We start from the raw sequence: 10,680 nt of genomic DNA on the forward strand, positions 1-10,680 counted from the left end.
CCCCTCTTCACACGTCAGAGGCGGTACCAGGCGGTGACGTCGGTGGGGACGGCGTCACCGTCGAGTGGGGCGCTGGTGGCCAGCACCTGCGCGCCGGCCGGCAGCGGCACCGGTTCCGCGCCGAAGTTGGTCAGCACGGTGAGGTCCCGGCTGGTGAAGGCGAGCACCTCGTCCCCGGAGGAGAGCCAGCGCAGCGGGCCCCGGCCCAGGCCGTGCTCGCGGCGCAGCCGCAGCGCCGTCCGGTACAGCTCGTACGTCGAGCCGGGCACCCCGCGCTGCCGGTCGAGCGCGTACTCGGCCCAGCTCGGGGGCTGGGGGAGCCAGCTCGCGTCGGTCGGCCCGAAGCCGTACGACGGGGCGTCCGCCTCCCACGGGATCGGCACCCGGCAGCCGTCCCGGCCGCGCTGGGTGTGACCGCTGCGCTCCCAGGTCGGGTCCTGCCGGGCCTCGTCGGGGAGCGTGGTGTGCTCGGGCAGCCCCAGCTCCTCGCCCTGGTAGAGGTAGGCCGAGCCGGGCAGGGCGAGCATCAGCAGGCTGGCTGCCCGGGCGCGGCGTAGGCCGAGCGCCACGTCGGGCTGCGGGTCGCCGATGCCGATGCCGTTCGGCCGGCCGCCGCCGACGGGCAGGCCGAGCCGGGAGGCGTGCCGGACCACGTCGTGGTTGGAGAGCACCCAGGTGGTGGGGGCGCCGACCGAATCGGTGGCCTCCAGGGATCGGGTGATCACCGCGTACTGGGCCGGGGCGGTCCAGGCGGCGAGCAGGTACTCGAAGTTGAACGCCTGGTGCATCTCGTCCGGCCGGACGTACCGGGCCAGCCGCTCGGCCGGCTCGACCCACGCCTCGGCGACCAGGATCCGCCCGCCGTCGTACGAGTCGACCAGCCGCCGCCACTCGCGGTAGATCTCGTGCACGCCGTCCTGGTCCCACATGGGCGGGCGTGGCTTGTCGACCTGCGGGCCGGAGAGGATCTCGGGCTGCTCCTGCCAGTCGGCCAGGTCGGCCTGCTTGATCAGCCCGTGCGCCACGTCCACCCGGAAGCCGTCGACGCCCCGGTCCAGCCAGAACCGGAGGATGTCCAGGAACTCGGCGCGGACCTCGAGGTTTTCCCAGTTCAGGTCCGGCTGACCGGGGTCGAACAGGTGCAGGTACCACTGCCCGTCCGGCAGCCGGGTCCAGGCGGGGCCGCCGAAGACGCTCTGCCAGTCGTTCGGCGGCCCGGCGCCCTGCGGGCCCTTGCCGTCCCGGAAGACGTAGCGCTGCCGCTCCGGGCTGCCGGGCGCGGCGGCGACCGCCGCCTGGAACCAGCGGTGCTGCGACGAGGTGTGGTTGGGCACCAGGTCGACGATCACCCGGAGCCCGCGCGCCTTCGCCTCGGCGATCATCTTGTCGGCGTCCGCGAGCGTGCCGAAGAGCGGGTCGACGTCCCGGTAGTCGGCCACGTCGTACCCGGCGTCGGCCTGCGGCGACGGGTAGAACGGCGACAGCCAGAGCGCGTCCACCCCCAGCTCGACGAGGTGACCGAGGCGGGCGGTGATGCCGGGGAGGTCGCCGATGCCGTCGCCGTTCGAGTCGGCGTACGAGCGCGGGTAGATCTGATAGATGACGGCCTCGGTCCACCAGCCGGTGGCCGGGGCGGCGGCCGTTTCCTGCTGTGTCGCGTCGGTGTTCAGAGCCTTCTCCCCTGTGTCGTACCGTGGCCGCCCGGCGACCGGGCGGTCATTGCCCAGGCCGCCCGGGGGACGGCCGAATCTGTTCAGTGTGCCCGGGGCGGCGCGGTCGACTCCCGTACCACCAGTCGAGTGGGCAGGATCACGGGCCGCGCCGGCGTGTCGTCCGAGGCGTCCCCGCCGCCCGGCGCGGGCGCCGACCCGGCGTACGGTTCGGCGGCGCGGACGCCGAGCGGGTCGAGCAGGATCCGGGCGGCGAGCAGCCCCTGCTCCGCCGCCGGCTGGGCGATGGTGCTCAGGCCGAGCGCGCCGGCGAGGTCGTGGTCGTCCACGCCGATCACGCTGACATCCTGCGGCACCCGCAGCCCCGCGTCGCGCAGCGCGGTCATCGCGCCCATCGCCATCTCGTCGCAGGCGGCGAAGATCGCGGTCGGCGGCTCGCCGCGGGCCAGCAGCTCGGCGGTGGCCCGGGTGCCGCCGTCGACAGTGAACTGCGACTCGACGTCCAGGCTCGGGTCGGGCCGGATCCCGGCGGCTCGCAGCGCCTCCTGGTAGCCCCGGCGGCGGTCCAGGTGGGTGGTGAAGGCCAGCTCGTCGTCCGGGTCGCCGGAGATGTGCGCGATCCGGGTGTGGCCGAGGTCGACCAGGTGCCGGGTGGCGGTCCGCCCGGCGGCCACGTCGTCGATCCGGACGCTGGGCCAGCCGGGAACGCCGCTGCCGGAGCTGATCGTCACGCCCGGCAGGTCCAGCTTGGTCAGCGCGGTCGCGTCGGCCGGGCGCAGCGGGGTGGCGACCAGGATGATCGCGTCGACCCGCTTGTGCAGGTTGGCCGTACGCAGCACCCGGCGCCGGGTCTGCTCGCGCCCGCCGAGGTTGTAGAGCAGCAGGTCGTATCCGTTCTCGTGGAGGTGGTCCTCGACCGCCTCCACGACCGTGGCGAAGAACCAGCGGGTGATCCGGGGGACCACCACGGCCACCGTGCCGGTCTTCCCGCCGGCCAGCCGCGAGGCGCTCGGCGATACGGCGTACTGGAGCTGCTCGGCGGCGGCCTGTACGCGGCGCCGGGTGGCGGCCGAGACCGTCGGGAGGCCGCGCAGCGCACGGGAGACCGTGGCCGTGGAGACCCCGGCCAGGCGGGCGACGTCGTCAATCCTGGTCATCGCTGTTCCCTGCTCCGACCCGCGTCCGCCGCCGCCGGAGGCCGGCGGCGGCGGAGCAACGGGTCAGCCCTTGACGCTGCCGGCGAGCAGGCCCCGCACGAAGTACCGCTGGAGGGACAGGAACACGATCAGCGGTACGACGATCGACACGAACGCGCCGGCCGTCAGTCGCTGCCACTCGTTGCCCCGGGTGCCGGCCATCTCGGCGAGGCGGACGGTGAGCGGGGCGGTCTCGTTGCCGCCGCCCGCGAAGATGAGCGCGACCAGCAGGTCGTTCCAGACCCAGAGGAACTGGAAGATGCCGAACGCGGCCAGCGCGGGCGTGATCAGCGGCAGCACGATGGTGCGGAAGATCTTCGGGTGCGTCGCCCCGTCGACCCGGGCCGCCTCCATCAGGTCCGACGGCAGCTGCGCGATGAAGTTGTGCAGCAGGAACACGGCGAACGGCAGCGCGAAGCAGGTGTGTGCGAACCACACCTGGGCGAACTTCTGCTCGTCCACCAGGTCCCATGCCGGGAGCACCTGGACGCCGGCAACGGTGACGCCGGTGGAGAAGAACTTCAGCAGCGGCACCAGGGCCATCTGCAGCGGCACGATCTGCAACGCGAAGATCGCGATGTAGAGCCAGTCGCGTCCCTTGAAGTTGATCCAGGCCAGCGCGTACGCGGCCAGCGCCGCGAACGCCGTCGGGAAGAGGACCGACGGGATGGTGATCGCCAGCGAGTTGATGAAGTAGCTGGCGAGCTGGCCGGAGGACGAGGAGCTGCCGAAGAGCACGTCCTGGTAGTTCTGCAGGGTGAACTGCGGGTCGCTGAAGAAGGTCCACCAGCCGGTGGTCTTGATCTGGTCCTCGGGCCGGAACGAGGAGATGAACAGGCCGAAGGTCGGGACCGTCCAGAGCAGCGCGATGACGATCGAGACCAGCGTGGCGGTACGGCTGTTCAGGCGCTTGCGGACGCGGCTGACCCGGGTGGTCGTCGTGGTGGCCTGGACGCCGGTTCCGACGGTGGGCGTGGCGGTGGTCATCTCAGCCCTCCCGCTGCTGACGCAGGTTGCGGATCTGGTAGATCACGATCGGGATGACCAGGACGAAGAGGAAGACCGCCAGGGCGGACCCCTGCCCGTTCTCGCCGTACCGGAACGCCTGGTTGTACATCTCGCTCGCGATCACGCTGGTGTCGTAGTTGCCGTTGGTGGCGGTCCGGACGATGTCGAAGACCTTGAGCGTGCCGATGGAGAGCGTCACCACCACCACGATCAGCGCCGGCCGGATGCTCGGCATGGTGATCTGCCAGAACATCTGCCACGGGCTCACCCCGTCCAGCCGGGCCGCCTCCACGATGTCCGCCGGGATCGCCTTGATCGCGGCCGACAGCACCACCATCGCGAAGCCGGCCTGGATCCAGATCATGATCACGATGAGCAGGAAGGTGTTCAGCGGCGAATCGAGCAGCCACTGCTTCGGCTCGCCGCCGAGGCTGACCACGATCTGGTTGAGCAGACCGATCTGCTCCTGCCCGTCGCCCCGGTAGGCGTAGACGAACTTCCAGATGATGCTGGCGCCGACGAACGAGATGGCCATCGGCAGGAAGATCAGGGATTTGGCGAGCGCCTCGAGCCGGGCCCGGTCCACCAGGACGGCGTAGATCAGGCCGAACGCGGTGGCGACCAGCGGCACCAGCAGGACCCAGATCAGGGTGTTGATCAGTACCCGGACGATCGAGTCCTCCGAGAACAGCCAGCCGTAGTTGCGCAGACCCACCCAGTTGGTGCTGCCCGAATCCATCAAGGAGAGCAGCGTGGTACGGATCGCCGGCACCACCAGCCCGACGACGAGGAACAGCAGCGTCGGCAGCAGGAAGAAGAGTGCGAACAGCCCTTCCCGTGGTTTCCGCCGGCGGGGCAGTGGGGCGCCGCTCGTCGCGGCGGCGACCAGCTGGGCCTCCCGGCGGCGGGCGAACCAGGCCGGCACCACGTCGAGGAGCAGGAGCAGGCCGCCCACCACCGCGACGAAAGCGATCAGCCCGTACATCAGCATGAGGAACTTCGGCTGTTCCTCCGCGAAGTCGAACTCCATCGACCCTCCCAGGGGTTGGATCGAGCGGTGGTCCGGCCCGCGGGCACGGACCGGACCACCGACTCAGATCACTTCGGCCAGCTGCTCTCGATGCCGTTGAGGACCGTGGCGGTGTCCTTGCCGTTGATCCAGGACACCATGCCCTTCCAGAAGGTGCCCGCGCCGACCGCGGCCGGCATCAGGTCCGAGCCGTCGAAGCGGAAGACGGTCTTCGGGTCCTGCAGGATCTGGACGGAGAGCTTGTCCACCGGGTTGGGGACGTTGTTCAGGTCGAGCTTCTTGTTCGCCGACACCCAGTCGCCGATCTTGGCGCGGCTGTTGGCGTACTCGCCGGAGGCCAGGTAGGTCTGCACCGCCTGGACCTCGGGCCGGTCGGCGAAGGCCGCGACGAACTCGCCGCCGCCCAGCACCGGCTTGCCCTTGGCCGGGTCGACCGCCGGGAAGTAGAACGCGAACACGTCACCGTCCTCGGCGACCTTGGTGCCCTTCGGCCACTGGTTGGCGTAGAAGGACGCCTGCCGGTGCAGGGCGCACTTGCCCTTGGTGATGGGCAGACCGGCCTCGCCGAACGCGGTGGTGGCGATGCTCTTCACGTTGCCGAAGCCGCCGTTGACGTACTTCTCGTTCTTGAGGATCATGCCGGCCTTGTCGACCGCCCCGGCGACCTGTGGGTCGTTGAACGGGATGCCGTGGGTGGTCCACTGGTCGTAGACCTCGGGCGACGTCATGCGCAGCATGAGGTCCTCGATCCAGTCGGTGGCCGGCCAGCCGGTGGCGTCACCGGACTCGATGCCGGCACACCACGGCTTCATGCCGGTCGCCGCGATGGTGTCGCTCAGCTTGATGAGCTCGTCCCAGGTGGTCGGGATGGTCCAGCCCTTGTCCTTGAACATCTTCGGCGAGTACCACACGAAGGACTTCACGTTGGAGCCCAGCGGGGCGCCGTAGAACTTGCCGTCCACAGTGCTGTACTTCAGCCAGTCGGGGGAGTAGTTGGCCTCCGCCATGGCCTTGGTGTCCGCGCCGACCGGCTTGAGCTTGCCCGCGTCGACGAACCGCTTGAGCAGCCCCGGCTGGGGGATGAAGGCCAGGTCGGGAGCGTTGCCGCCGTCCACCCGGACGGGCAGCTGGGCCTCGAACTCAGGAGAGCCCTCGTGGTCGATCTTGATGCCGGTGCAGTCCTCGAACTGCTTCCAGGACTGCGCCAGGCGGTCGGCCTCGATGTCCCGGATGGACGAGTAGATCGTGACCTTCTTGCCGTCGTGGCCCTGGTACTTCTCGTATGCGGCGCACTCGGGGGAGCTCGCCTTGCTGCTCTTCTTGTCATTGCCGGTGCCGCAGGCGGTGACGCCGAGCGCCAGCCCCAGAACGCCGGCGATCGCGAGAGCCTGGCGTGATCTGGCAAACGCCATGCCGATCTCCTTCCTAGCCGGCGCGTGGGGGAGTCGAACCCGCGCCGGTCCGATGGGTCGTCCACACATGTAAGCGCTTGCATCTTTGCCGGTCCACCCCCTATCGGACACGGCCCGGTAACAATCCCGAAACCCGCTCATCGGCCGTGGGTACGCTCCCATCCGCAGCTGGTCCCACCCCCGAGAGGCCCCCTTCCCATCGATGGAACTTTCTGTCACGCTGTGCGCACGGAATCGAAAACTTTCAACATTGGAGGAAGTGGATGCGAAAGCGGTGGCTCAGCCTCGCGGCCGTGGGCGCGGTCGTCGCGGCGATCCTGGTGCCGGCGACCCCGGCCATGGCGGCTCCGACCTTCAAAGTCCCGTTCCCGTGCAACCAGTCCTGGTCGGGGCAGACCAGGTCCGACCACAGCCCGGCCTACGCCATCGACTTCAACCGCACCGACGACCTCGGTGACCCGGTGGTGGCCAGCGCGCCCGGCACGGTGGACCGGGTGACCGACCTGGGCGGCACCAGCTACGGCAAGTACGTCCGGATCGACCACGGCAACGGCTACACCACGTACTACGCGCACCTGAGCGGCTTCAACGTCTCGGTCGGGCAGACCGTCGGCTACGGCAAGGTGATCGGGTACGTCGGCAGCACCGGCGGTTCCACCGGCCCGCACCTGCACTACGAGCAGCGGCTCAACGGCAGCGACATCCAGGTCCGGTTCAACGGCGCCCTCGCCTACTACTGGGGCACCAAGACCTACACCAGCGACAACGGCTGCTCCGGCACGAACTATGGGGTGGGCACGGTCAACACCACCTCCGGCGCGAGCCTGACCGTCCGCTCCGGCCCCGGCACCGGCTACACCGCGGTCGGCTCGGTCGCCGACGGCGCGAAGGTCACCATCTACTGCCAGACCACCGGCACCACGGTCACCGGCACGTACGGCACCAGCTCGATCTGGGACCGGATCGGCACCGGGCAGTACGTCTCCGACGCGTACGTCTACACCGGCTACGACGGCTACATCCCCGGCGTGCCGCGCTGCTGACCAACGGGGCGCGCGGTTCCGGGCGCCGCACCGGCGAAAACGCCGGGGTCGTCGGGCCCGGATGCTCCGATCTGGAGGACGGAGCTCCGGGCTCGACGACCCCGGCGGGTCGGAGGGGCAAGGGGTAGAGGGACTGGGGTTGGGATCGGGACGTAAGCGGATCAGGTGAAGATGCTGACGCCGCCCGGGCCGACCAGCAGCCCGATGATGATGAGGACGATGCCCCACAGGATCTGCCGGCGGAAGAGCGCGAGAATGCCGGCGACCACCAGTACGACTGCGAGAATCCAGAGAAGCAAGCTCAACATGCGGTCATCAATTCCCGCCGTGCGCGGACGGCAAACCTCATGACCGGTCGAGCTGATCACCAACATGGAAGATGCTGTACGCCTGCTTGATGACGGGGTGGGCGACGTTGCGGACCCGGACCCCACCCGGGGTGGTGCCCCGCTCGGTCCCGTGGTGCGCGTGCCCGTGCAGGGCCAGCGCGGTGGGGGCCGAGTCGATCGCCTGCCCGAGCTGGTAGCAGCCGAGGAACGGGTAGATCTCCAGCGGCTCGCCGGCGAGCGTGTCCGGCACGGGGGAGTAGTGGGTCAGCGCGACCAGCAGGTCGCACTCCAGCCTGCGCAGCGCCGCGCCGAGCGCGTCCGCGCTCTCCTCGGTGGTGTGGACGAACGCCTTCATCTCCGGCTCGCCGAAGTCGCTGGCGCACCGGCCGGCGAAACCACCGCCGAAGCCCTTCACCCCGGCCACACCGAGCCGGCCCCCGGCGCACTCCAACACGATCCCGTCCCCCTCCAGGACGGTGATCCCCACGTCCTCCAGCACCTTGACCACCTGCGGCACCTGGTCGCACTGGTGGTCGTGGTTGCCCAGCACGGTGATCACCGGCACCCCGAGGTTGCCGAACTCCTGCGCGACGCAGCGGGCCTCGGCCTCGGTGCCGTGCCGGGTCAGGTCGCCGGCGAGCAGCAGCACGTCCGCGCAGTCCGGCAGTTCCTCCAGCGCCGGCCGGAACCGGCCGACCACGTCCTCGTCCAGGTGCACATCGCCGACGGCGGCGATCCGGATCACGATGGAACCCCCCTCACGGCAGCTCCTCGACCTGGCTGGGCGGTTGGGTGCGGGTCACCCCGATGTCGCTGGTGATCGGCACGTCCGGGAACCGCTCGGCCACCCGGCGCAGGATCTGCTCCCGCCGGTGCGGGCTCTCCACCTCGCCGTAGAGCACCAGGCCGCGCTCGCGGCAGACCACGGTGATGCCCTGTTCGGCGACGGACGGGTCCTCGGCCAGCATGCTCTGGATCTCCGCCTCCACGTATTCGTCGGGCGGCGGGTCGCCGGGCTGTCCGGTCACGGGATCTCCCTTCCTCCGGACGCGCCGCCGGGCAGCACGTCCAGCCGGTCGAGCAGCACCAGGAACGCCTCGGCGTACGGCGAGTGCTGCGTCTCCTTCCGTACCCGTTCCCAGTCGATCTGTTCCCGCAGCGAGCGGGCCAGCGGCAGGGCGCGGGCGAAGTCGCAGTAGTGCTGGGAGAAGCTGAGCAGCTTGTGCACCATGAGCTGGCTGGCCGAGAGCACCGGCATGTGGATCGCGTCGACCGGCCGGACGATGGTGTCGGCGAACGTCTCCTCGGTCACCGGGGTCTCGATCGGCCGGTGGATCAGGTCCACCATCCGGCCCTCGTCGTAGACCTTGACCAGCCAGTCCTCCGGCGGGCGCTCGGCGGTGAAGCCGGCCTCGACCAGCGCCTCCAGCGCCCGGTCGACGTCCTGCTCGCGGATCAGGAAGTCCACGTCGTGTTCGCTCGAGTGGCCGCCGTGGGCGTACACGGCGAAGCTGCCGCCGAGCGCGAAGGGGATCTCGGACTGCTTGAGCACGGCGGCGACCTTCTTCAGGGTGTGCACCAGGGTCTCGTCCCCGCGCTCGGCCATCTGGTTCTCCCGTCGTCGTGAGTGGCGGTGGGAATGAAGTTGCGTACCCGGCGAACCGGTCGGCCACACCTGTTGTCGCCGTGCTCCGGTGGCAACGGAGCAGATATGGACAAAACGCCGGGGAAGAGCGTCGGTCGGCTAGCCTCGGGCAGGTGGCCAGGTCACTGCGGGTGCGGCGCGGCGGGGCCCGACTGCGTGCCGTCGCCCTGATCGGCATCGACGGATCGGGCAAGACCACCCAGGCTCACCGGCTCGCCGAGGCGCTCACCGCCGCGGGCCACCCCGCCACCTACCACCGCAACGCCGGCGGCCGGCGCTGGCTGGGCCGCGTGGCCCACCGGCTCGGGCGCCGGGACGCCCAACGCCTGGTCGGCCGGGACGGGCTGCTCGCGGTCGAGTCGGTGCTCCGCTGGCTCGCCATCGCCCTGGCGCTGCTGACCTGCCTGGTCACCGGCCGCACCGCGGTGATGGACCGCTACGCCGCCTGCCAGTACGCCAGCATCCGAGCGCATGGCGGACAACGCTGGGAGCGGCTGGCCCGGGCCGGTTACCGGGTCTTTCCCGCCCCCCAGGTCACCTTCCTGCTCACCGTCGACCCGGCCGAGGCGTACCGGCGGATCGAGCGGCGCGGCACCGATCACGAGAGCATGCGGTGGCTCACCGCCGCCGCGACCGCGTACCGGGCGCTCCCGGAGTACGCCGGCTTCGTGGTGGTCGACGCGAACGGCTCCCCCGAGGAGGTGGCCCGCCGGATCCGCGCCCACCTCGGCGAGTGGCTGCCCGGGGATCCGTCGGCGTCGCCCGGCGGCACCCGGCCACCCGCCGGCGGTTCGGGGCGGGACGGTCCGGTGCCGGCTCAGGCCCGCCCGTAGACCGGGATGCTCGCCCCACTGGTCGGAGCGGACTCGTCGGAGGCCAGGAAGCGGATCACCCCGGCGATCTCGGCGGGCGGGACCCAGCGTCGGTGGTCGGCCTCCGGCTGGGCGGCCCGGTTGGCCGGGGTGTCGATGACGCTGGGCAGCACCGTGTTGCACCGCACCCCGCGCTGGCGGTACTCCACCGCGACCGCGTTGGCGAAGGCGAGCACCGCCGCCTTGGCCGTGGCGTAGCCGGCCGCGCCGGGGAAGGGGGCCACCGCCGCGCGGGCCGAGACGCAGACCACCGCGCCGCCGCCGGCCGCCACCAGGTGCGGCAACGCCGCCTGGGTGACCAGGTACGTCGGGCGCAGGTTGATCCGCAGCATCCGGTCGAACTCCTCGACCGGGGTCTCGTGCACCAGCCCGCCGCTGGCGTACCCGCCGACCAGGTTGACCACCGCGCGCAGCGGGGCCGCCGGCTCGGCGGTGGCCGCCTCGACCGCCCGCGCCGCCCCGGCCGGCTCCAGCA

General features: G+C 70.9%; 12 protein-coding genes. 2 read left to right on the forward strand and 10 right to left on the reverse strand.

Annotated features, from left to right (window positions below):
* Window positions 1-14: 14 nt before the first annotated feature.
* The 5 genes from ONA70_RS17915 to ONA70_RS17935 form a co-directional block, all read right to left on the reverse strand.
* Window positions 15-1,670: a glycoside hydrolase family 13 protein gene (locus ONA70_RS17915; RefSeq protein ID WP_265007597.1), complete on the reverse strand. Its 1,656-nt coding sequence runs from the start codon at window positions 1,668-1,670 to the stop codon at window positions 15-17.
* An 83-nt stretch (window positions 1,671-1,753) separates the two neighbouring features.
* A complete protein-coding gene (locus tag ONA70_RS17920; protein WP_265007589.1) occupies window positions 1,754-2,827 on the reverse strand; it encodes a LacI family DNA-binding transcriptional regulator in 1,074 nt (357 codons plus the stop codon).
* A gap of 63 nt (window positions 2,828-2,890) precedes the next feature.
* Window positions 2,891-3,853 carry a carbohydrate ABC transporter permease gene (locus ONA70_RS17925; RefSeq protein ID WP_265007590.1) on the reverse strand — a complete coding sequence of 321 codons (963 nt, stop codon included), beginning with the start codon at window positions 3,851-3,853 and terminating at the stop codon, window positions 2,891-2,893.
* A gap of 1 nt (window position 3,854) precedes the next feature.
* Window positions 3,855-4,904 (reverse strand): carbohydrate ABC transporter permease, encoded by a 1,050-nt coding sequence (locus tag ONA70_RS17930; protein ID WP_265007591.1) that lies wholly within the window; start codon window positions 4,902-4,904, stop codon window positions 3,855-3,857.
* A gap of 68 nt (window positions 4,905-4,972) precedes the next feature.
* Window positions 4,973-6,316 (reverse strand): ABC transporter substrate-binding protein, encoded by a 1,344-nt coding sequence (locus tag ONA70_RS17935; RefSeq protein WP_265007592.1) that lies wholly within the window; start codon window positions 6,314-6,316, stop codon window positions 4,973-4,975.
* Between the two features lie 263 nt (window positions 6,317-6,579).
* Here ONA70_RS17935 and ONA70_RS17940 point away from each other — a divergent pair, with 263 nt between their 5' ends.
* Window positions 6,580-7,359, forward strand: coding sequence for a peptidoglycan DD-metalloendopeptidase family protein (locus tag ONA70_RS17940; RefSeq protein ID WP_265007593.1), 780 nt, complete (start codon window positions 6,580-6,582; stop codon window positions 7,357-7,359).
* 161 nt (window positions 7,360-7,520) lie between these two features.
* Here ONA70_RS17940 and ONA70_RS17945 read toward each other — a convergent pair whose 3' ends face one another.
* Genes ONA70_RS17945 through ONA70_RS17960 form a run of 4 tightly spaced genes read right to left on the reverse strand, consistent with a single transcriptional unit; the run spans window position 7,521 to window position 9,363 of the window.
* On the reverse strand, window positions 7,521-7,664 hold the full coding sequence (locus ONA70_RS17945) for a GPGG-motif small membrane protein (protein WP_233601029.1): 144 nt from the start codon (window positions 7,662-7,664) through the stop codon (window positions 7,521-7,523).
* A gap of 40 nt (window positions 7,665-7,704) precedes the next feature.
* A complete protein-coding gene (locus ONA70_RS17950; RefSeq protein ID WP_265007598.1) occupies window positions 7,705-8,436 on the reverse strand; it encodes a metallophosphoesterase family protein in 732 nt (243 codons plus the stop codon).
* 10 nt (window positions 8,437-8,446) lie between these two features.
* Window positions 8,447-8,656, reverse strand: a complete 210-nt coding sequence (locus tag ONA70_RS17955; protein ID WP_265007599.1) for a hypothetical protein — start codon at window positions 8,654-8,656, stop codon at window positions 8,447-8,449.
* 56 nt (window positions 8,657-8,712) lie between these two features.
* Window positions 8,713-9,363: a nucleotidyltransferase family protein gene (locus ONA70_RS17960; RefSeq protein ID WP_265007594.1), complete on the reverse strand. Its 651-nt coding sequence runs from the start codon at window positions 9,361-9,363 to the stop codon at window positions 8,713-8,715.
* A gap of 83 nt (window positions 9,364-9,446) precedes the next feature.
* On the opposite strand from ONA70_RS17960, the gene ONA70_RS17965 reads away from it, so the two are divergent.
* Window positions 9,447-10,166, forward strand: a complete 720-nt coding sequence (locus ONA70_RS17965) for a dTMP kinase (protein WP_265007595.1) — start codon at window positions 9,447-9,449, stop codon at window positions 10,164-10,166.
* On the opposite strand, the gene ONA70_RS17970 is transcribed toward ONA70_RS17965, so the two are convergent.
* Window positions 10,151-10,680: SDR family oxidoreductase (locus ONA70_RS17970; RefSeq protein ID WP_265007596.1), on the reverse strand; the 530-nt coding region annotated here is incomplete at its 5' end. The genes ONA70_RS17965 and ONA70_RS17970 overlap by 16 nt on opposite strands.

The organism is Micromonospora yasonensis (assembly GCF_026013475.1).
GTDB lineage: Bacteria > Actinomycetota > Actinomycetes > Mycobacteriales > Micromonosporaceae > Micromonospora > Micromonospora yasonensis.